This window comes from Streptomyces sp. NPDC014676 (assembly GCF_043084105.1).
GTDB lineage: Bacteria > Actinomycetota > Actinomycetes > Streptomycetales > Streptomycetaceae > Streptomyces.
On the sequence record NZ_JBIBZI010000016.1, the window covers coordinates 1 to 20559 of the forward strand.

General features: G+C 72.0%; 17 protein-coding genes and 2 pseudogenes. 13 read left to right on the forward strand and 6 right to left on the reverse strand.

Features of this window, described 5'->3' with window-relative positions; all coding sequences use genetic code 11:
• Nucleotides 1–1118 (reverse strand): IS110 family transposase (locus ACF1DX_RS32395; protein ID WP_391794726.1); only part of this gene is annotated, 1118 nt, incomplete at its 3' end.
• A 272-nt stretch (nucleotides 1119–1390) separates the two neighbouring features.
• Here ACF1DX_RS32395 and ACF1DX_RS32400 point away from each other — a divergent pair.
• The 6 genes from ACF1DX_RS32400 to ACF1DX_RS32425 all read left to right on the forward strand — a co-directional run bounded on the left by ACF1DX_RS32400 (nucleotide 1391) and on the right by ACF1DX_RS32425 (nucleotide 6599).
• Entirely contained in the window at nucleotides 1391–1996 is a 606-nt protein-coding gene (locus ACF1DX_RS32400) for a hypothetical protein (protein ID WP_391794727.1), read from the forward strand.
• 39 nt (nucleotides 1997–2035) lie between these two features.
• Complete coding sequence (locus ACF1DX_RS32405) at nucleotides 2036–3436, forward strand: nicotinate phosphoribosyltransferase (protein WP_391794728.1); 1401 nt, start codon at nucleotides 2036–2038, stop codon at nucleotides 3434–3436.
• Between the two features lie 11 nt (nucleotides 3437–3447).
• Complete coding sequence (locus tag ACF1DX_RS32410) at nucleotides 3448–3735, forward strand: DUF1876 domain-containing protein (RefSeq protein WP_391794729.1); 288 nt, start codon at nucleotides 3448–3450, stop codon at nucleotides 3733–3735.
• Nucleotides 3736–3770: 35 nt separating this feature from the next.
• Nucleotides 3771–4229 carry an Hsp20/alpha crystallin family protein gene (locus ACF1DX_RS32415; RefSeq protein WP_391794730.1) on the forward strand — a complete coding sequence of 153 codons (459 nt, stop codon included), beginning with the start codon at nucleotides 3771–3773 and terminating at the stop codon, nucleotides 4227–4229.
• Between the two features lie 332 nt (nucleotides 4230–4561).
• Nucleotides 4562–5485 carry a DUF1918 domain-containing protein gene (locus tag ACF1DX_RS32420; protein ID WP_391794731.1) on the forward strand — a complete coding sequence of 308 codons (924 nt, stop codon included), beginning with the start codon at nucleotides 4562–4564 and terminating at the stop codon, nucleotides 5483–5485.
• A 37-nt stretch (nucleotides 5486–5522) separates the two neighbouring features.
• Nucleotides 5523–6599 carry an Acg family FMN-binding oxidoreductase gene (locus tag ACF1DX_RS32425; protein WP_391794732.1) on the forward strand — a complete coding sequence of 359 codons (1077 nt, stop codon included), beginning with the start codon at nucleotides 5523–5525 and terminating at the stop codon, nucleotides 6597–6599.
• On the opposite strand, the gene ACF1DX_RS32430 is transcribed toward ACF1DX_RS32425, so the two are convergent.
• On the reverse strand, nucleotides 6553–7230 hold the full coding sequence (locus ACF1DX_RS32430) for a CBS domain-containing protein (RefSeq protein WP_391794733.1): 678 nt from the start codon (nucleotides 7228–7230) through the stop codon (nucleotides 6553–6555). The two genes, ACF1DX_RS32425 and ACF1DX_RS32430, sit on opposite strands and share 47 nt — an antisense overlap.
• Nucleotides 7231–7531: 301 nt before the next feature.
• On the opposite strand from ACF1DX_RS32430, the gene ACF1DX_RS32435 reads away from it, so the two are divergent.
• The 6 genes and pseudogenes from ACF1DX_RS32435 (at nucleotide 7532) to ACF1DX_RS32460 (ending at nucleotide 14757) form a co-directional block, all read left to right on the forward strand.
• Nucleotides 7532–8407 (forward strand): universal stress protein, encoded by an 876-nt coding sequence (locus ACF1DX_RS32435; protein WP_391794867.1) that lies wholly within the window; start codon nucleotides 7532–7534, stop codon nucleotides 8405–8407.
• A gap of 56 nt (nucleotides 8408–8463) precedes the next feature.
• Nucleotides 8464–8614, forward strand: a pseudogene (locus ACF1DX_RS32440) (flavodoxin); the annotation flags it as partial.
• Between the two features lie 651 nt (nucleotides 8615–9265).
• Nucleotides 9266–10138, forward strand: coding sequence for a universal stress protein (locus ACF1DX_RS32445; protein WP_391794734.1), 873 nt, complete (start codon nucleotides 9266–9268; stop codon nucleotides 10136–10138).
• Between the two features lie 285 nt (nucleotides 10139–10423).
• A complete protein-coding gene (locus ACF1DX_RS32450; RefSeq protein WP_391794735.1) occupies nucleotides 10424–10660 on the forward strand; it encodes a hypothetical protein in 237 nt (78 codons plus the stop codon).
• 321 nt (nucleotides 10661–10981) lie between these two features.
• On the forward strand, nucleotides 10982–11902 hold the full coding sequence (locus ACF1DX_RS32455) for a universal stress protein (RefSeq protein ID WP_391794736.1): 921 nt from the start codon (nucleotides 10982–10984) through the stop codon (nucleotides 11900–11902).
• Between the two features lie 470 nt (nucleotides 11903–12372).
• Entirely contained in the window at nucleotides 12373–14757 is a 2385-nt protein-coding gene (locus tag ACF1DX_RS32460; RefSeq protein WP_391794737.1) for a phosphoketolase, read from the forward strand.
• Nucleotides 14758–14874: 117 nt separating this feature from the next.
• Here the strand turns inward: ACF1DX_RS32460 and adhE are convergent, their stop codons facing one another.
• The 4 genes and pseudogenes from adhE to ACF1DX_RS32480 form a co-directional block, all read right to left on the reverse strand.
• On the reverse strand, nucleotides 14875–17508 hold the full coding sequence (gene adhE, locus ACF1DX_RS32465; RefSeq protein WP_391794738.1) for a bifunctional acetaldehyde-CoA/alcohol dehydrogenase: 2634 nt from the start codon (nucleotides 17506–17508) through the stop codon (nucleotides 14875–14877).
• Between the two features lie 190 nt (nucleotides 17509–17698).
• A complete protein-coding gene (locus tag ACF1DX_RS32470; protein ID WP_391794739.1) occupies nucleotides 17699–18346 on the reverse strand; it encodes a CBS domain-containing protein in 648 nt (215 codons plus the stop codon).
• Between the two features lie 93 nt (nucleotides 18347–18439).
• Nucleotides 18440–18823 (reverse strand): hypothetical protein, encoded by a 384-nt coding sequence (locus tag ACF1DX_RS32475; protein WP_391794740.1) that lies wholly within the window; start codon nucleotides 18821–18823, stop codon nucleotides 18440–18442.
• Between the two features lie 107 nt (nucleotides 18824–18930).
• Nucleotides 18931–19137 (reverse strand): annotated as a pseudogene (locus tag ACF1DX_RS32480) (putative PEP-binding protein); the annotation flags it as partial.
• A gap of 175 nt (nucleotides 19138–19312) precedes the next feature.
• Here ACF1DX_RS32480 and ACF1DX_RS32485 point away from each other — a divergent pair.
• On the forward strand, nucleotides 19313–20257 hold the full coding sequence (locus ACF1DX_RS32485) for a universal stress protein (protein ID WP_391794741.1): 945 nt from the start codon (nucleotides 19313–19315) through the stop codon (nucleotides 20255–20257).
• The last annotated feature ends 302 nt before the right edge of the window (nucleotides 20258–20559 follow it).

The window sequence follows — 20559 nt, forward strand, 5'->3', positions numbered from 1 at the left end:
CAGAGGAGGGCTTGGGTGTGGTGTTTGCCCTGGCTGATCTTCTTGTCGTAGTAGGCCCGGGAGACCGGGTCGGCCAGGGCCGCGAACGCGGAGAGGAAGAAAGCTCGTTTGAGCTGCTTGTTTCCTCTCCTGGAGGGCTGTTCGCCGCGGATTGAGGAGCCCGAGTTCCGGGTCGCCGGGGCGAGACCTGCGTAGGCGGCGAGGTGGCCGGCGGTCGGGAAGGTGCTGCCGTCGCCGACCTCGATCAGGATCCGGGCTCCGGTCCTGACGCCGACTCCAGGCATCGACGTCAGGACTTTCGAAAGAGGGTGGGCCTCCAGCAGTTCCTCGATCCGTCCGGCCAGCAGTTTCCGCTGGTCAAGGACGGCCGTGAGCGAGGCGGCGAGGCTCGGGACGATCAGCGCGGCCGCCTCGGTCCCGGGAACGGTGACGGTCTGCTCGTCCAACCCGGCGAAGATCTCCTCGACCAGCCGCTGGGCCATCCTCGGTGCCTTCGTCCGCAGCAGCGTGATCAGCCGCCGGCGGCCGGCCCTGCGGATCTGGGCCGGTGACCCGAACCGCTCCAGCAAGGTCAGGACGGCAGGGTGCTGCAACCGCGGTCCCAGGACCCGTTCCAGCGAAGGATGGATCTGGGTCAACAAGCCGTGCAGCCGGTTGGCGACCCGGGTCGCCTCGCCGACCAGGTCGTCGTCAAAGCCGACGATCATCTCCAGCTCGGCGATCGTCTCGTCCTGGCCGTCGATGGCCCGCAGCGTGTGGGGCATTGCGCGGGCCGCGTCCGCGATGATGAACGCGTCCTTCGCATCGGTCTTCGCCTCACCGGGATAGAGGTCGGCGATCCGTCGCATCGTTAGGCCCGGTAAGTAGGCGACCAGGCAGCCCATGTCGCGGGCGACGGCCAGTGGCAGGGCGCCGATCGAGGCCGGCTGGTCGACCACGACCAGCACCGTTCCGTGCTTGGCCTGCAGCTTGGCGAACAGCTCGCGGAGCTTGGGTTCGGTGTTGGGCAGCCGTTTGTCGAACGCCTTCTTCCCGGCCGGGGTGACGGCGGTGGCGTGGTGTTCGCCCTTGCCGACGTCCAGGCCGGGGAAGACGTCGATGTCGCCGGTGTCGATCACGTGCAGGCCCCTCCATCACGCTTCGTCCGGCCTTGCCTCGGCACCGAGCTGCCACATCCACGTTACGGAGAGCTCTTCCGGCTCGGATGAAGCCGGTGCTCAAGCTCCTCATCAGCGGTCCGTCGATGCCTTCGGACCCGGTGACACCACCCCCGGATCATCAACAACAGGAGGGGGAAGTCATGCCGGATCCGAAGGCCGGAGGCTCCATTGCGGAGCCAACGAAGACGGTAACGGGGGGAACGGACCAGCGACCTGCTGGAGGCCGAGTCATGAACGCATGGAATCCCCCGCACGCATCCGGTCCGCTGCCGCCGCGCCAGGAGCGCACCCCGAAGAGGACGAACCCTCTGCGACGTCCGTCCGACAGGTTCGAGTCCTGGTTCCGCGGCTTCCTGATGCTCGTCCTCGTCCTCGGCCTGCCGGCGGCCGCGCTCGGTGCGGGGCTGAACGTGTACGAGTCGTCGATGCGCACCGTGCAGACCCAGTCGGCCGAGCGGCACCAGGTCGACGCCCGGGTGACGTCGATCGCCGAGGAGGTCGGCGAGAACGCGAAACAGCAGGCGCGGGTCCGCTGGACCGACGACGACGGAACGGCGCGGACGGGAACCACCCTCGTGACGCCGGACACGATCGAGGGCACCACCGTGCGGGTGTGGGTGACCGGCGAGGGGGCCGTCACCAAACCGCCGATGACCGGCAACCAGGCCGTGACCACCGGCTGGTTCGCGGGCGGTGCGGCGGCGGTCGGCGTGGCGGCCGGGGTCTTCGCGGCGCGGGTGGGCGCGCGCCACGCGCTGGACCGGAGGAGGTACGCCCAGTGGGACGCCGAGTGGAACCAGGTGGAGTCCCTGTGGGCCGGCCGGTTCCGCCGGTGACATGAGGACGAGCCGGACAGGACCGAGGAGGCGACGCCGATGTCCGACGCGACGACCACCGACCTGTACGAGGTGACCATGGCCATGTCCTACCTCCAGGAGGGCATGACCGGCCCCGCGACGTTCAGCCTCTTCGTCCGCGACCTGCCCGCCGAGCGCGGCTTCCTGGTGGCGGCGGGGCTGGAGTCGGCCCTGGACCACCTGTCCGGCCTGCATGTCGGCCCGGAGGACATCGATGCCTTCGCGTCCGCGCTGCACCGCCCACCGAGTGACCTGCGGCCCCTGCTCGGCCTGGAGTTCACCGGAGACGTGCGGGCGGTGCCGGAGGGACGGATCGTCCTGGCGGGAGAGCCCCTGCTGGAGGTGACCGCGCCTCTACCGCAGGCACAGCTGGCCGAAACGTACGTACTCAACCAGCTCAGCCACCAGACCGCCGTCGCCTCGAAGGCCGCACGGTGCGTCCTCGCGGCGGCGGGCCGTCCGGTCGTGGACTTCTCCCTGCGCCGCACCCACGGCCCGCAGGCAGGGTTCCAGGCCGCCCGCCTCGGCGCGATGACCGGCTTCGCCGGAACCAGCAACGTGGCCGCCGCCACCGCCCTGGGCCTGACCGCCGTCGGCACGATGGCCCACTCCTTCGTCGAGGCGTTCGCCACGGAGGAGGACGCCTTCCGCGCCTTCGCACGGTGCCACCCGGGGCCGGTGACCCTGCTGGTGGACACCTACGCCACCGAGGAGGGCGTACGCGTCGCGGCGCGCGTGCTGCGGGACCTCGACCACGCGGCCCGCGGGCCCGGCTCGGCGGTACGGCTGGACAGCGGCGACCTCGGAGCCCTGGCGGTACGGGCACGCTCCCTCCTCGACGACGCGGGCCTGCCCGACGTACGGATCGTCGCGAGCGGCGGTCTCGACGAGTACGCGGTGGACGAACTGGTCCGCTCCGGGGCGCCGATCGACATCTACGCCGTCGGCACCCGCGTCGGCGTCTCGGCCGACGCGCCGTACCTGGACTCGGCCTACAAGCTGGTGGAGTACGACGGCCGGCCGGTGATGAAGCTGTCGTCGGCGAAAGTGACGGCACCCGGCCCCAAGCAGGTGTTCCGCCGCCCCGGCTGCGTCGACGTGATCACTCTGGCCGACGAGCAGCCCCCTGACGGTGGCACGCCGTTGCTGGAGACGGTGATACGGGGCGGGCGGCGCACCGGCGCCGGGCCCACGCTCGACGAGTGCCGGGAGAGGTTCACGGCGGACCTGGGCGGCCTGCCGCCGGCGGCCCGCCGGATCCGGGCGCCGGTCGCTCCCCGGGCGACGGCCTCCGAGCGGCTGGGCGCACTCGCCGCCCGCGTCCGGCGCCGCATCGAGCAACGGACGACGGAGGACTCCACCTGGTCCCGGGTCGCGGAACGAACCGTGTCCGGACCGCACGGGTCCGTACCGAGGTGAGGAGGAAAGCGATGCCGCACACGACGGAGTGGAGGGTTCGACTCGACCTCTTCGAGGACGACGACGGAACCACGAAGGCACACGTGGTGCTGGACACCGGCACCACGGAGCTCACCGGTCAGGGAACCGCGCACTGTCATCCGGCGGACGCGAACGTGCCGGAGATCGGCGACGAACTGGCGGCCGGGCGGGCCCTGCAGAACATCGCCCAGCGGCTGCTGAACACCGCCGAGCACGACATCGAGGGCATGGGGGTGCCGCGGCCCGGCCCCCGACAGGTCACCGGATGGCCCACATGACCGACGGCCGACACGACAAGGCAGGAGAATCAGCCATGACACATCCCGTACGACACGGCAGGGGCGGGCTCTCGGCGACCCTGCACGAGCTGGACGATCTCCGTACCCGGATGGACCAGCTCATGCACGCCGTCTTCCCCATCGGCGGCTATCCCGAATCCGGCACGGGCGAGCCGTGGGTGCCGCCGGCCGACGTCGCGGACACCGAGGACGCCTACCTGGTGGAACTGGAGCTTCCCGGCGTGGACAAGGACCAGATCGCCGTCGAGGTCGCCGAGGGCGAGCTCGGCATCCACGGTGAGATCAAGGAGAAGGAACACACCGGGGTGGTCCGCAGGCACACCCGCCGCATGGGGCAGTTCGACTACCGCACGACCCTGCCTCCGAACTCCGACACCGAGCACGTCAGCGCGGACCTGACGAGCGGAGTCCTCACGGTGCGCGTCCCGAAGACCGAGACGGGGAAGGCACACCGCGTCGAGATCACCGGCTGAGCCGGGGTGGCGCCGTCCGCCGGACCGTGTACCGGGTCCGGCGGACGCGTGCTGTTCCCTTCGCGCGGGGCCACGGCCTCGTGTGTCTCCCGGCCGTCGACGCCGACGGTTTCCTCATGGAGCGGTGGGGGACCGCCGGGCGTCGTCGGTCCGGTACGCGAGGCGCTCGGCGACCGGGACCACGCCGTGTCGACTCTCCCGTCCGGGTGGTGACCGTCCGGCATCCGGCCGGCCCGGCCCGTTCCCGCGGATGCGGGCCGGTCGTGCCGTGCGGCGGTGTGCCGCGCGTGGCACGTTGGATACAGGACCATTCTGAGGAGAGGGCGGCGATCATGCGAGCTCACCTCGGCGACCAGCTCGTCGTCGAAAGCCCGGCGACCGGCGCCACCAGGCGCGACGGCGAGATCGTCGGACTCCACCACGAGGACGGAACACCCCCCTACGACGTGCGCTGGTCGGACACGGACGACGTGACGCTCGTGTTCCCGGGGCCCGACGCGCACATCCGGCACGTGGAGCACGGGCGGTCCGGGACCCCCCGCGGGTCTTCCCGGCCCGACACGGGTGAGGCGCAGGCCATGTCCGAGGCCGCTCCGCCGCCCGGGACGCCCAACCCCGGCGACATCGGCCGGCGCGTGGCCGTCGAACGCCACCGGCACGGGCTCAGCCGGGAGGAGACGGCCCGCCGGGCCCGCATCTCGCCGGCCTACCTGGCGTACCTGGAGGAGCAGCCGGCCGACCCGACGACGGCGACCCTCCTCAGCCTGGCCGCCACGCTGGACACCACCGCCACGGCCCTGCGCGGGGCGGGCGTCGACCTGCCGCCCGGTCAGGGCCGCGCACTGCTGCGTCCACAGTTGCGGGACCTCGGCCCGGAGGAATGCCGCCACCTGCTGTCTACGCACGGCGTGGGGCGCGTCGCCGTGTCGGCGCCCGACGGCCGCCCCGCGGTCGTCCCGGTCAACTACGAGATCGTGGAGGACGAGATCGTCTTCCGGACCGCGCCCGACTCCGTGCCCGCTGCGGCTGTCGGAAGGGAGGTCGCCTTCGAGGTCGACCACGTGGACGAGGCGATGAGCCGGGGCTGGAGTGTGCTCGCGGTCGGCCCCGCGAGCGTCGTCACGAAGCCCGATGCCGTGCGCGCGCTCGTCCGGCGCGCACACACCGAGCCATGGCCGGGCGGTGCACGCGACATGTGGGTGTCGATCCGGCCCACGCATCTCACGGGCCGGCGCATCACTCCGGCCGATCAGTAGACGCCCACGGGGCGCCGACTCGAGAGGGGAGGCTTCGGTGAGCCGACTGGCACCGGCCGACGAGCAGGTGACGGCCCTGGTCCGAGCCGCCGCCGCGGCCCCGTCCATGCACAACGCACAGCCCTGGCTCTTCAGTTACTTCCGGCGCAACCGTACGTTCGAGATCCGCGCCGACCTCGAGCGCACCATGCCGCACTCCGACCCCGACACCCGCGGCCTGCACATCGGCTGCGGCGCCGCCCTGCTGAACCTGAGGGTCGCCGTGGCCCACGAGGGCTGGTGCCCGGAAACCCTCCTGCTGCCCGACCCCACCGACCCGGCGCTGGTCGCGACCGTGCGGCTGACCGGCTCCACGACCGACGAGAGCGACCTCGGCGCGCTGTACCCGGCGATACACCGGCGTCACAGCAGCCGTTACCCGTTCGAGGAGAGGGAGATCCCCGGCCCCGTGCGGGAGGCCCTCGGCGCGGCCGCCCTCGCCGAAGGAGCAACGCTGGCCTTCCCCACCCCGTGGCACCTGCAGGAGGTGCTGGAACTGGTCCAGGACGCCGAGGCACGCAACATCACCGACCCCGGCAGCGACCAGGACCTGGCGCGGTGGACGCGCACCGACGCCCCGTCGGCGGGCACCGCCGACGACGGAGTCCCGCACTACGCCTTCGGGCCGCGCAAGCGCGGGGGCAAGGCTCCCATGCGCGACTTCGCGGCCTCCCGGAGGGTGGCGGGCCGTGACGCCGCCGACTTCGAGCGCACCCCTCAGCTGGCCCTTCTCAGTACGAGCCACGATCACCCGGAGGACTGGCTCCGCGCGGGCCAGGCCGTAGAGCGCGTCCTGCTGCTGGCCACCCTCGAGGGCCTGTCCGGTTCCTTCGCCGCTCAACCCCTCGAATGGACCGACCTGCGCTGGCCGCTGCGCGACCCGGTGTCGGGGACGGGCTGCACCCAGATGCTCCTGCGCCTGGGGTACGGCCCGAAAGGACCCGGCACACCGCGCCGCCCGGTGTCGGACGTACTCGACATCCGACCCAGAGGGAACTCGGCGGGCCGGCGGTCGGCCTCGCACGCGGTCACCGGGTTGTTCCGGTCCCGTCCCGGTCCGCTGACTCGCCGGTGAGCTGCGGCTCGACGTCCACGACGCCCTCCACGGCGCGCACGAGACGCACGGCGACCGAGATGAGCGAGGTGTCGTGGATGTGCCCCCGGAGGGTGACGACACCCTCGTGGACGTTCACGTGGATGGCGTGGCTGAAGGCGGGGAAAAGGTAGGACACCACGGTGCGGCGGACCTCCTCCTCGATCTCCTCGTCCGGCCGCAGGAAGACCTTCAGCAGGTCGGCGCGGCTCACCATGCCCTGGAGCATGCCGATGTCGTCGACCACGGGCAGCCGCTTGACGTGCCGGACGGCCATGATCCTGGCCGCCTGTGCCAGGGTGGCGTCGGGGTGGACCGTGATCGCGGGGGTGCTCATGAGCTCCTCCGCCGTCACCGCCCCGGCCTTGGCGACGTCGGACAGGCGCCGGCGCTGCTCGAAGAGGCTCGGTTCGCTGTCGCGGAACTCCTCCTTGGGCAGCAGGTCGGCCTCGGAGACGACGCCGACGACACGCCCTTCTCCCTCCAGGACCGGCATCGCGCTGACCTTCCACTGCTCCATGGTCTGCACGATCTCCTTGAAGGGCGCGTCGCGTCCGACGGCCACGACCGTCCGGGTCATCACATCGCTGACGATGTGCGGGGTCTCAGGCACCGCGATCCTCCTCGTCTCGCCTCGTGGTGACGGGGAGGGAGCAGCCAGGCCCGGCCCGGCAGTTCCCCGGCACCGGTGGTCTCGATGACCGCCGCGCGGCGGCCGTGCCGACGATGCGAGGGAGGGGACCTCGCCCTTCCTCCGGCCGTATGACTCCACGATCGCCACAAATCGGCGCAGTGCAACCCGGGCCGAAGCCCCCGTCCGCGAGTCGGTCCATGTGCCGCGACGGAACCCGTGCGGTGCGACGGTATTGACAGGGACTTCAAGGCAGCGGCAGGGCAGGAAGGCGGTGGTGACCGTGGAGTTCCCGCTGGTCGTGGGTGTCGACGGATCGGATTCCAGCCTGGAGGCCGTGGACTGGGCGGTGGACGAGGCCGCGCGCCTCGGGCTGTCCCTGCGGCTCGTCCACGCCTCTTTGTGGGAGCGGTACGAGGGGGGTCTCCCGTCCTTCAGGACCGGCCGTCCGGCCGAAGAGGTCATGGCCGAGCACATCGCCGCGTCCTGCGCGGAACGCGCCCGGCTGCGCGACCCGGGGGTGAAGGTGTCGAGTGACGTGCTGCCCGACGACGCCGTGTCCGCGCTCCTGCACGCGGCTCATGAGTCCTCCGCCCCGGTCACGGGCTCCCGCGGCCGTGGGGGGATCAGGGGGATGCTGCTGGGTTCGGTGAGCCTCACGGTGGCCGCCCGTGCCGTGTGCCCGGTGGTCGTGGTGCGCGGCGGGGAGCGGAACCGGCAGGGCTCCTTCGGCCGGGTGGTGGTCGGCCTCGGCGACTCCACGGAGGGCTCGGCCGCCGTGCGGTTCGCCTTCCGCGAGGCACAGGCGCGCGGCTGCGGCCTGCACGCCGTACGGGCCTGGCGCCGCCCCGCCCACGAACACGTGGACCACCCCCTGATCGCGGACGATGCCGCCGGTGCCGAGGAGGAGCGCGCCTCCGCCCTCCTCACCGACGTGCTGCGCGACGCCGGACGCGATCACCCGCAGGTCGAAGTACGTCGTCAGGCGGTCGAAGGTCCCGCCCACAAGGCCCTCCTGGACGCTTCCTCCGACGCCGACCTGGTGGTCGTGGGGGCACGCAGGCGCCACGGCCACGTCGGTCTGCAGCTCGGCAGGGTGGCCCACGCCCTGCTGCATCACGCCGAGTGCCCGGTGGCGGTCGTCCCCCAACGGACCTGACCCGGACGTGCGTCCCGTGCTCCCGCACATGCGGTGAGGGGAGAAGGAGAGGACGCCACGTCACCTTCGGCGGATGCCTGGAGGAAGGCGCCAAGGGCTGGGTCGCCCGGATGATCCTGCGTAACGGAAAGGGGGGGCGACTTCCGCGACTTCGCCGCGATCGAGACGTGGGCGGCGCGGGTCGCCGACGAGATGAGGCACATGTGAGGAGCCGGTACGGCCCCTTGCCGAGACCCCGGTGCGGGGCACCGGGATCGTCCTCTTCGCTGATCCGGAAGCCGTGCGACTTCCTCATCGGACGGCGTGATGAGTGCGTCGTCCGGGCCCGCGCGACTCCGGGCATCGCAAAGGAGTGCCAGGAGCGTGCCCATCGAGGTGAGTACGAGAAGGGCACCGGCGGTAATGAGTACAGTCCACCACGGGCGCTCGGCCATCGCGCCCCCACCTCCACGGTGAGCCACTCCCACGGCATCTCGCCGATGGCGAGCACAGGAACCACGTACGGCGGAACCTTTAGGAACGGGCCGGGAGAACCGTCTTCGTCGAACACCGCGCCCTCTGACACGATGGACGGTGATCGGTGGGCTTGCTGTCAGGCGGCGCGCCTGAAGCGGTTGGCCCGGGAACGGGCGGGCAGCCCGAGGAGCTCGTGCAGGGCGGCGCCGGTTTCGGCCCGGCACCGCAGCTTCTCCCGGCCGACCCGGTGGACGCCGTGCCGGTCCCCCACTCCCTGGCGTCGCGGACGAAACCCGATGGGCCTGACGGCCCCGTGGAGAGGACCCGCCGGCCCCTGTGCACATGCTGCTGCCGGCGCGACGCTGAGAGCGGGGAAAGGGCCCTTCATGGGAGGTGGATGTCATGCTGTCGCCTGTTGTCGTCGGAGTGGACGGTTCGGCCGAGAGCCTGGCAGCGGCCGAATGGGCGGCCGGTGAGGCCGTGCGCACCGGGCGGTCGCTGCGGCTGCTGTATGTACGGAGCTGGCGCCCGCGTCAGGGTGAACCGGAGATCGCGGGCGTGGCCGAGCGGCACCTGGCGCGGCGCGTCCTGAGGCAGGCCGAGGAACGTGTCCTCGCCGTGTGCCCCGGGGTGCAGGTGCACGACGAGCAGGTCGAGGGGCCGGCCTCCGCCGCCCTGACCAAGGCGGTGGGCGACGCCGAGCTGCTGGCGCTGGGCTCGCGCGGGCTGGGCCGCATCACCGGACTGCTCGCCGGTTCGGTCGCGCTCGGCGTCGTGGCGGAGGCGCCGCGGCCCGTGGTCCTGGTACGGGCCGATGGTGCGGGCGAGGGCCCGGGAGGAGTCGGCCGGCGGGACGTGGTGCTGGGTGTCGACGTCACCGAACCGTGCGGCGAGGCGATCGAGTTCGCCTTCGAGGCGGCCCGCACCCGGGGCAGGCGGTTGAGGGCCGTGCACGCCTGGCGCGCACCCGACCCGCTCACCCTGGGAGCCGGCGAAGTCGGCCTGGTGAGCGATCCGCAGCGGGCCGAGGAATGGCTCGGCTTCCTGTCCGCCGTGCTCCAGGTCTGGCGCGACAAGTACCCCGATGTCGAGGTGCTGGAGTCGGTGGTGCAGGGCAAGCCCGCGGACGCGTTGACGAAGGCGGCGTCCGGAGCGGAACTGCTCGTCGTCGGGCACCGGCTAACCGACCGCCCGAGGATGCCGCGCACCGGCCCGGTCACCCATGCCGTGATCCACCACGTCACCTGTCCCGTGGCCGTCGTGCCCCACCACTGAACCACCAAGGGCGGTCCTCATGCTCAGACCGGTGGTGGTCCCTCCGGGTGGTTCGCGCGAGGACGACGCCGAGGCGAATCCGTCCGAGCACCGACGGGACATGCACGGCACGCTCGCCCGCGCCGTCATCCACCTCCTCGGCACCCTCGCCGTGGCCGCCGTCGTCTCCGGCATCGGTGCCCTGAACGGCTGGACCATGCTGTGCGCCGAGACGCCCTACGAGGCAGCCCGCGACGGCTCTTCCCGGCAGCCTCCGCGAGGCCGCACGGCGACAAGGACGTCCCGGTGTCCGGCATCGTGGCCTCGACCGTGCCGGCCTCGCTGATCACCGTCGTCGGCTACACCCTCTTCGACGACGTCTTCACCGACATCGTGCCGCTGAGCGTGCTGACCGCGGTGATCCCCACCTGTTCTCCGCCGCCCGGCTGTACCGGCTTCTGGTGCACGGCCGCGTGCCTGGACCGGCGGGCACTGCCCCGGGACGTCACCGTCGCGGTGCTCGCCATGGGCTTCTCCTCCTGACCGATCCAGGGCAGCGGCTACCAAGACCGTCTCCTACGGGCTCTTCGTCCTGCTCCTCGGCCTCCCGGGCCACGTCTGGCTCGAGCGCGACGGCGACGTGTCCGAGCGGCCCGGGATCGGAGCTCTCGATGCCGCGTACGCCATCGCCCACGGAACGTCGGGGACGCTCGTGCGACCTGAACTCGCCATCGGACGACAGCCGGCCGGCCGCGAACCGGTGGGCCGGGTACCGGGACCGTCGGCTTCCGGGCGAGGACCAGCGGCCCCTGCTGCCACCGCCCCGCGGAGCGAACACTTGGAGCAGCCTGAAGGAGGTTCACCATGACCCGCACCATCACCGTCGGACTGGACGGCTCGCCCACGAGCGTGGCTGCCGCGGACTGGGCCGCGCGCGAGGCACAGCTCAGGGACCTGCCCCTGCGGCTCGTGACCGCATGGGAGTGGCAACCGCCCGCCTACGCGCCGACGGCCGGACCCGGCGTGCCGGTGCCGCCGAGTGACCTCCGGCGCGCATGGGCACGGCGCCTGCTGGACGAGACGCGGGCCCGCGTCGCCGAGCGCCGGCCCGGGCTGCGGATCGACACGGACGAGATCTCCGGGCTGCCCGTCCCGGCCCTGCTGAAGGCCGCCGAGGACGCCGGGCTGCTGGTACTGGGATCCCGCGGGCTGAGCAAGACGGCGGGATTCCTGCTCGGTTCCGTCTCCCTCTCCGTCCTGGCCTCGTGCAGGCGGCCCGTCGTCCTCGTCCGGGCCGCCGGACACGGCGAGGAGGAAGCCCTGCCGGAGCCCTCGGCGCGCGGACTCTCCGCCGCCACCGACCACCGCGACGTCGTCCTCGGTCTCGACCTGCACAAGCCCGACGACGCGGTGATCGACTTCGCGTTCGACGCGGCTTCGCGGCGCACCGCACGCCTGCGGATCGTCCACGGCTGGACGCCGCCGCCCTACTACTACGGCGGCGAACTCATGCCCGACCTGAACGACCGCACGGCCGCACAGGTGCGACGCGAACTGTCCGACGTCCTGCGACCGTGGCAGGAGAAGTACCCCGCCGTGGACGTCAGCACGCAGGCCACGGTGGGCGGTGCGGGTCGTCACCTGGTCGACGCCTCCCACGACGCCGCTCTCGTGGTCGTGGGCCGGCAGATCCGTCGGGCGGCGGTCGGCGCGCACATCGGGCCGGTGACTCAGGCACTGCTGCACCATGCCGCCGCTCCGGTAGCGGTGGTTTCCCACGACTGACCGGAAAAAGTGCGTAGGACAACGGAGGTTTCAGGAGGACGTCGCCCCGAGTGAGCGGCGCGTCGGTGCGCGGCAGCCGCGGGGTGCGAGGCCCCGACCACTCCTGCTCGAATCCCCGGCCCGCCCGCGACGCGGTCGGTGAGAACACCGCCGTGTACCGGCGGGCTGTTCGCCGCCACGATCACGCCCCGCACGGCGCGCCACACGGGCTGCCGCCCGGACCACCACCGGAGCACCCGGCACAGTTCACCGGTCAGGACCGGCCTCGGCACAGCCGACGACCGTCCCGCGCGCGCCGTGGCCTCGAGCGGGACGGCCGCGCCGAACGGTAGCGCGAAGGAGTGCGTGGCGGCGGAAGCGGAGGAGGGCCCGGCCGACCCCATGGGGTACTCAGCGGCCAGGGGAGGGTAGGGCGTAGGACCTGTACGCACCTCCGCCGACCGAACCTTCGAGCCGCAAGGGAATCCAGCATGTCCGTCGATCCGCAGCAGGTGTCCGGTCCGCTCACAGACGAGGAATCAAGGACGCTGGACGCCCACTGGCGTGCCGCGAACTATCTGTCCGTCGGCCAGATCTATCTGATGGCCAACCCCCTGCTCACGGAGCCGCTGCGTCCGGAGCACGTCAAGCCGCGGCTGCTCGGCCACTGGGGCACCTCACCCGGTCTGAACCTCGTGTACACCCACCTCAACCGACTTATCTGCTCCCGGGGGCTGGAAGCGCTCTGCATCTGGGGACCCGGTCACGGAGGACCGGCGGTGGTGGCCAATTCCTGGCTGGAGGGGTCGTACACGGAGACCTATCCGGACGTCACCCGGGACGCCACCGGGATGGCCCGGCTGTTCCGGCAGTTCTCGTTCCCCGGGGGCGTGCCCAGTCACGTGGCCCCGGAGACGCCCGGATCCATCCACGAGGGCGGCGAGCTGGGCTACGCCCTCTCGCACGCCTATGGCGCGGCCTTCGACAATCCTGACCTACTGGTCGCCTGTGTCATCGGCGACGGCGAGGCGGAGACCGGGCCGCTGGCCGCCTCCTGGCACTCCAACAAGTTCCTGGACCCGGTGCACGACGGCGCGGTCCTGCCGATCCTGCACCTCAACGGCTACAAGATCGCCAATCCCACGGTGCTCTCCCGTCTGCCGGAACCGGAGCTCGACGATCTTCTCAAGGGGTACGGCCACGACCTGATCCACGTCACTGGTGACGAGCCGGCTGCCGTGCACCGCGCGATGGCCCAGGCCATGGACACCGCTGCGGACCGTATCGCCGGTATCCAGCGCGCCGCCCGCGAGGACGGGGCGACCGAGCGGCCCCGCTGGCCGATGATCGTGCTGCGCACCCCGAAGGGCTGGACCGGCCCGGCCGAGGTCGACGGCCTTCCCGTGGAGGGGACCTGGCGATCCCATCAGGTCCCGCTGTCCGCAGTCCGGGACAACCCGGACCACCTGCGGCAGCTCGAGGAATGGCTGCGCTCCTATAGGCCGCAGGAGCTGTTCGACGAACGCGGAGCGCCTCGCCCCGATGTCCTGACGTGCCTCCCTGAGGGCGCACGCCGGTTGGGGTCCACGCCGTACGCCAACGGCGGCCTGCTGCTGCGCGAACTGCCGCTGCCGCCGCTGGAACGGTACGCCGTCCCGGTGGACAAACCGGGCGCCACCCTGCACGAACCCACCCGTGTACTCGGTGATCTGCTGGAGAACGTCATGCGCGGGACCGCCGACCGGCGCGACTTCCGCCTCGTGGGACCCGACGAGACCGCCTCCAACCGCCTCCAGGCCGTCTACGCGGCCAGCGGCAAGGCGTGGCAGGCCGGCACCCTCGACGTGGACGAGCACCTCGACCGGCACGGTCGCGTGATGGAGATCCTCTCCGAACACACCTGCCAGGGCTGGCTGGAGGGCTACCTCCTCACCGGCCGGCACGGCCTCTTCTCCTGCTACGAGGCGTTCGTGCACATCGTCGACTCCATGGTCAACCAGCACATCAAGTGGCTGCGCGTCACCCGCCACCTGCCCTGGCGCGCGCCCGTCTCCTCCCTCAACTACCTGCTGACCTCCCACGTGTGGCGCCAGGACCACAACGGCTTCTCCCACCAGGACCCCGGCTTCGTCGACCACGTCCTCAACAAGAGCCCCGAGGTGGTACGGGTCTACCTGCCGCCGGACACCAACACCCTCCTCTCGGTCGCCGACCACGCGCTGCGCAGCCGCGACTACGTGAACGTGATCGTGGCCGGCAAGCAGCCCTGCTTCGACTGGCTGACGATGGAGCAGGCGAAGGCGCACTGCGCGCGAGGCGCCGGGATCTGGGACTGGGCCGGCACGGAGAACGGCGAACGGGAGCCCGACGTGGTACTCGCGGCAGCCGGTGACGTCCCCACCCAGGAGGTGCTGGCCGCCGCACAGCTGCTGAGGAACCACCTGCCGGAACTGGCCGTCCGGGTCGTGAACGTCGTCGACATCGCCCGGCTGCTGCCGAGCGGGGAACATCCCCACGGCATGAGCGACTTCGAGTACGACGGCCTGTTCACCCCCGACAAGCCGGTCGTCTTCGCCTACCACGGCTATCCCTGGCTGATCCACCGGCTGGCCTACCGCCGCACCGGACACGGGCACCTGCACGTGCGCGGCTACAAGGAGATGGGCACGACCACCACACCGTTCGACATGGTGGTCCGCAACGACCTGGACCGCTACCGACTGGTCATGGACGTCATCGACCGTGTTCCCGGTCTCGCGGTGCGCGCGGCGGCCGTGCGTCAGGAGATGGAGGACGCCCGGCTGCGACACCACGGGTACATCCGCGAGCACGGTGTCGACATGCCCGAGGTCGCCGACTGGTCGTGGGACGGCTGACGGAAGCCGACGGAGCCCGGACCGCGGACGTTCGATCCGCAGTCCGGGCCCCGTCGCCTCCCGGCGATCGGCTCCGGGTCTTCAGCAACCGCGTCGTGGCGACGGCCGGCCCCGTGTTCAGCCGTAGTAGGCCGCTCGCATGATCTCCTCCATGTCGTCGAGCATGGGCATGCGCGGGTTGGCGGGTGCGCACTGGTCCTCGTAGGCGTTGAGGGCCTGCTGGGGCAGGGCGTCGAGGAAGGTCCGCTCGTCGACGCCGAGGGCCTGGAACGACGATTCGATGCCGACGGTGTCGCGCAGGCGTTCGACGGCGGCGGTGAGGGATTCCACGCCCTCCTTCGGGGTGGCCGCGGGCAGGCCGAGGGTGCGGGCGATGTCCTGGAAGCGTTCGGGGGCGCGATAGTTCTCGTACTTGGGCCAGCCGGTGAGCTTGGTGGGGACGGTGCCGTTGTAGCGGATGACGTGGGGGAGCAGGACCGCATTGGTGCGGCCGTGCGCGATGTGGAAGGTGGCGCCGAGGGTGTGGGACATGGCGTGGACGATGCCGAGGAAGGCGTTGCCGAAGGCCATGCCCGCGATGGTGCCGGCGTTGTGCATCTTCTCCCGCGCCTCCTCGCTGCCGCCGTTCACCGAGGCTTCGAGGTTGCCGAAGATCAGCCGGATCGCGTGCAGGGCGAGGCCGTCGGTGAAGTCGTTGGCGTAGACGGACACGTACGCCTCGATGGCGTGGGTGAGGGCGTCGAAGCCGCTGTCGGCGGCCAGTGCCGGGGGCAGGGCGGTGGTGAGGAGGGGGTCGACGATGGCCACGCTGGGGGTGAGCGCGTAGTCGGCCAGCGGGTACTTCTTGCCGGTGGCGGGGTCGGAGATGACGGCGAAGGGGGTGACCTCGGCGCCGGTTCCGGAGGTGGTGGGCACGCACACCAGGCGGGCCAGCCTGCCCAGGGTGGGGAAGCGGAAGGCGCGCTTGCGGATGTCGGAGAACTTCTGCCGCATGTCGGCGAAGTCGATGTCGGGCTGCTCGTACAGCAGCCACATCACCTTGGCCGCGTCCATGGGCGAGCCGCCGCCCAGCGCGATGATCGTGTCGGGGCGGAAGTCCCGCATCAGGTCGGCGCCGCGCTGCACCGAGTCGATGCTGGGCTCCGGCTCGACGTTGTCGATGATCTGTACGGTCACCGGCTCACGACGCCGCTGCAGCACCCGTGTGATCCGGTCGACGAAACCGAGGCGGGTCATGGTGGTGTCGGTGACGATCGTGACGCGGTGGACGTCCGGCATGGAGGTCAGGTAGCGGATGGCCTGCGGCTCGAAGTAGATCTTCGGCGGGACCTTGAACCACTGCAGGTTGTTGCGGCGCGTACCGACCCGCTTGACGTTGAGCAGCTGGGCGGCGGAGACGTTGTTGGACACCGAGGTGCTCCCCCAGGAGCCGCAGCCCAGGGTCAGCGAGGGCAGCAGGCCGTTGTAGATGCCGCCGATCGCGCCCTGTGAGGAGGGTGCGTTGACGATGATCCGCACGGTCTTCATGCGTGTGCCGTACGACTCGGCCAGGGCGCGGTCCTCGGTGTGGATGACGGCGCTGTGGCCCTGGCCGTGGAAGGCGACCATGTCGGCGGCCAGGTCGAAGCCCTGCTCTTCGTTCCCGGCCCGCAGCACGGCCAGCACGGGGCAGAGCTTCTCCCGGGTCAGCGGCTCGTCCGGGCCCACGCGTCCGGTCTCGACGAGGATGACCGAGGTGTCGGCGGGCACGGAGAATCCGGCCCGTTCGGCGATCCAGGCGGGGCTTTGGCCGACGGCTGCGGCGTTGACCTTGGGCTCGCAGCCGGCGCCCGAGCCGCCGGCGGCGGGGAACAGGAAGGACTCCAGCTTCGCCTTCTCCTCGGCGGTCGCCAGATGGGCGTGCAGGGTCCGGAACTCGGCCAGCGCCGCGTCGTAGATCTCGTCGTCCAGGATGACGGCCTGCTCGGAGGCGCAGATCATGCCGTTGTCGAACGACTTCGACAGCACCAGGTCGTTGACGGCCCGGCGCAGCTTCGCGCTCTTGTGCACGTAGGCGGGAACGTTGCCGGCGCCCACGCCGAGGGCGGGCTTGCCGGCCGAGTAGGCGGCCTTGACCATGGCGTTGCCGCCGGTGGCGAGGATCAGCGAGACGCCCGGGTGCCGCATCAGCGTGCCGGTGGCCTCGACCGACGGCTGCTCGATCCACTGCACGCAGTGCTCCGGAGCTCCGGCGGCGACGGCCGCGTCGCGCACGACGCGGGCGGCTTCGGCGCTGCACTGCTGGGCGGAGGGGTGGAAGGCGAAGACGACCGGGTTGCGGGTCTTCAGCGCCATCAGCGCCTTGAAGACCGTCGTGGAGGTCGGGTTGGTGACCGGTGTGATCGCGCAGACCACGCCGACGGGTTCCGCCACCTCGATCATGTCCTCGATGTCGTCGCGGGCGATGACTCCGACGGTCTTCATGCGGCCCATGCTGTGCGTGACGTGCTCGCAGGCGAACATGTTCTTGGCCGCCTTGTCCTCGAACACACCCCGCCCGGTCTCCTCCACCGCCAGACGGGCCAGCGCGGTGTGCTGGTCCAGGGCGGCGACGGAGGCCTTCTTCACGATGTGGTCGACCTGCTCCTGGGTCAGGTCCTCGTAGTCGGCGAGTGCCTTGAGGCCGGCCGTGACCAGACGGTCCACGGCGACCGCGGTGTCGGACGGGGCGTCGGTCCCGCGGTCCTTGGTCCGCACGTTCTGTCGGGTCATGGTGGTCCGCCTCCGTTGTCAGGGGCCGCCGTGGTGTACGGCGGTGCCGCTCTCTGCCTTCACTGTCCTCCGGGACCGCCTGCCGCAGAGGGCGCCGAAAGGCCCCTCCCGCGTCCGTCCGGCCCGGCCCGGCAGGGACCGTCGGCCCTGGCCCGGTCGGGCCGCGACACGGGACCGCTCGCCGCCCCGCTCACGTGTTCCCGATCCGGGCGAGCGGGGAGGGCGGGGCACAGTCGTCGATGTGGAAGCCGAGGCGGTTCACCACACCGACCACGCCTTCGAGGCGCCAGGCGGCGTACAGGAGCTCCGGCACCTGACCGCGCCGCTCGACACGGCCGGCGAGGGTGACGACACCGTCGCGTACGGAGACGAGGACGGCGTCGGGCGGCAGTCCCAGTGCGCCGACGACGATGTCCCCGGTCACCTGGCGGCGGATGTCGTCGTCCGCGCGCAGGAAGACCCGGAGGAGGTCGCGGTGGGTGGCGATGCCGATGAGGCGGTCGGCTTCGTCGACCACGGGCAGCCGCTCGACGCCACGGCGCTCCATCAGCCGGGCCGCGTCCGGCACGGTCTGCTCCGGGTGCACGGTGATCGCGGGGCTCGACATCACGTCCCCCGCCGTCAGGGCGGGAGACGGCGCGGAGCCGTCCCGGTGTGCCTGGAGGCGTACCAGGTCGCTTCCGGACAGGACGCCGAGGACCTTGCCGTCGGCGTCGACCACCGGCAGCCCGCTGATCCGGTGGTGGTCGAGCAGCCGCACGACCTCCTTGAACGGCGTCGTCCGGTGGGCCTGGACGACGTCCCTGGTCATCACTTCACCGACGGTGTGAGCGGTCATGGCGGATCCTCCCTCACGAGCGCGGACGGGGAGGGCCGGAGCCGGAGGCCGGCTCCGGCCCTCCCGCCGGGTCGGGCAGGCGCCGTGCGGCGCCTACTTCTGCGGGCCGCCGCGCCACGGGGGCGGCGCGGCCGTCCGGCGGACGGTGTCGTCGCGGTGGGCGACGCGTCCGGTACCGGCGCACAGCCGGTCGTGGAGCCGGTCGGCGAGTTCGCGGGCGGTCGCCTCGCGGGCGTGGACGACGACGAGGTCGCCGCCGACCCGGATCTCGGCGCCGGCGGACCAGGGCAGCGTGACGTGGTGGGCCGAGGCCCGCAGGACGCGCACCTCACCGCTCACGGGCGGCAGTCCGGGCCGGTCCAGGGCGGCGGCGACCTTCTCGCGGAGATAGGCGAGGGACTCCTCGTCCACCTCGCCGTCGGCACGCACCCGTACGGTGGCGGTGGTCTCACGGGCACTGATGTCCTTGGCGGTCATGTGCTCCACTCCCTGTGATCGTTCTGCGACGCCTCAAGACTGCTGCGTTTCCCGTCCGCGTCCCAGAGGCGGTCGGCCCCCGGCCCCAGGGCCGAGGGGCCCGGGCCTCACCTGCTGTCGCTCCCCTCGGTCCCCTCCAGCGCCGCCCGGCCCGCCTCCAGTCGCGCCACCGGCACCCGGAACGGCGAGCAGGAGACGTGGTCCAGTCCCGCGGTGTGGAAGAAGTGCACCGAGTCGGGGTCGCCGCCGTGCTCGCCGCACACGCCGATCTTGAGGTCCGGGCGGGTGGCGCGGCCCTCGGCGACGGCGATGCCCCTTGGCGCGAGGTGCCGGCCGTCCTGCCCGGGGACCGGTCGGCCCCGGTCCACGCCGTTCGTCCCGGAAGGACCTTCGGGAGCTTCGCCGGGGCTGTACGGCCCGTGGACCACCGGATCGGCCGGGAGGACGCTCGAAGCCATCGGAAGTCATCGACCCGGGAGGGGACACGTCATGCCGCACGACATCGTGGTGGGGGTCGACGGATCGGCCGCGGGCCTCGCCGCCGCGCACTGGGCGGCGCAGGAGGCCCGGCGGAGGGGGACCGGGCTCAGCGTGGTCCACGCCTGGCACCGCCACGCCCGCCCCGCGCCGTACATCCCCATGGACAGCGACGAGCGTGACGGGGCCGAGCGGCTCCTGCGAGAGGCCGTGCGCAGTGTCCGTGCCGCCCATCCGGATCTGCGGATCACCGACCGACTCGTGTGCGACGCGACGGTCACCACTCTGCTGGCCGCCTCGGCCGACGCGGACCTGCTGGTCCTCGGTTCCCTCGGTCTCGGGGCCCTGAGCGGATTCGTGACGGGCTCCGTGTCCCAGCGCGTCGTCGGCCGGTCCACCCGCCCGGTCGTACTGGTCCGGGCGGGACGGGGAGCCGCCGACGAGCACCTGCCGGCCACGGACGGCGTCGCCCCGGAGGAGATCCCGAAAACGCCCTACCGCCAGGTGGTCCTGGGGCTGCGGACGGACCGTCCCTGCGACGAACTGATCGAGTTCGCCTTCGACGCCGCCCACCGGCGTGGCACCGGCCTGTGGGTGGTCCACGCCTTCCGGACGCCGCTTCGCCCCGCACCCGCTCCGTCGGCGCCCCTGGTGACCGCCGCCCCGGAGGGCCCGGCTCTCGCCCCGCAGCCCCGGGCCCAGGCGTCGGCGGACGAGGAGCGCACCCTGACGGCGGTGCTGCGCCCCTGGCGGGAGAAGTACCCGACCGTCCCGGTGACCGAGACGGTCACCGAAGGACGCGCCACCGTCGCACTGGTGCGGGCCGCCCGGAACGCCGGCCTCCTCGTGGTGGGCCGCCGTACCACCGACCCCCGGGTCGGTGCCCACACGGGCCCGGTCACCCACGCCGTCCTCCACCACGTCGGATGTCCCGTCGCCGTCGTCCCGCACGACTGAGGTGGCACGGCACATCGGCCGGCACCGGTCCGCCGGGGCCGGCCGGTCGGTGCCGGCCCGCCGGACGCGAGGGGACAGCGGCACCGCGACGTCATGGCCGGGCACGCACACCGTGCCTCTCCGGTTGTCCGCCGTCACCCCGGCGGCCCCGTCCCGCGGTGCGCGGGTTTCGGGACAGGGGGCCGAAGGTCCCGGCCGACCGGGGGCGGAGGGGACCCGCCCGGTGCCCTGTCCGGCACTCCTCGCCGCGGGCCCGCACGACGAGCATCGGCAGTGACAAGACCGTTCGACGAGAGGACCTG

What these genes read in the sequence shown, in the direction of transcription:
- ACF1DX_RS32470 (WP_391794739.1), bottom strand. Translation starts at nt 18,346, where the DNA reads ATGACCGCTCACACCGTCGGTGAAGTGATGACCAGGGACGTCGTCCAG.
- ACF1DX_RS32460 (WP_391794737.1), top strand. Translation starts at nt 12,373, where the DNA reads ATGTCCGTCGATCCGCAGCAGGTGTCCGGTCCGCTCACAGACGAGGAA.
- ACF1DX_RS32455 (WP_391794736.1), top strand. Translation starts at nt 10,982, where the DNA reads ATGACCCGCACCATCACCGTCGGACTGGACGGCTCGCCCACGAGCGTG.
- ACF1DX_RS32420 (WP_391794731.1), top strand. Translation starts at nt 4,562, where the DNA reads ATGCGAGCTCACCTCGGCGACCAGCTCGTCGTCGAAAGCCCGGCGACC.
- ACF1DX_RS32400 (WP_391794727.1), top strand. Translation starts at nt 1,391, where the DNA reads ATGAACGCATGGAATCCCCCGCACGCATCCGGTCCGCTGCCGCCGCGC.
- ACF1DX_RS32415 (WP_391794730.1), top strand. Translation starts at nt 3,771, where the DNA reads ATGACACATCCCGTACGACACGGCAGGGGCGGGCTCTCGGCGACCCTG.
- ACF1DX_RS32405 (WP_391794728.1), top strand. Translation starts at nt 2,036, where the DNA reads ATGTCCGACGCGACGACCACCGACCTGTACGAGGTGACCATGGCCATG.
- ACF1DX_RS32445 (WP_391794734.1), top strand. Translation starts at nt 9,266, where the DNA reads ATGCTGTCGCCTGTTGTCGTCGGAGTGGACGGTTCGGCCGAGAGCCTG.
- ACF1DX_RS32485 (WP_391794741.1), top strand. Translation starts at nt 19,313, where the DNA reads ATGCCGCACGACATCGTGGTGGGGGTCGACGGATCGGCCGCGGGCCTC.
- adhE (WP_391794738.1), bottom strand. Translation starts at nt 17,508, where the DNA reads ATGACCCGACAGAACGTGCGGACCAAGGACCGCGGGACCGACGCCCCG.
- ACF1DX_RS32475 (WP_391794740.1), bottom strand. Translation starts at nt 18,823, where the DNA reads ATGACCGCCAAGGACATCAGTGCCCGTGAGACCACCGCCACCGTACGG.
- ACF1DX_RS32410 (WP_391794729.1), top strand. Translation starts at nt 3,448, where the DNA reads ATGCCGCACACGACGGAGTGGAGGGTTCGACTCGACCTCTTCGAGGAC.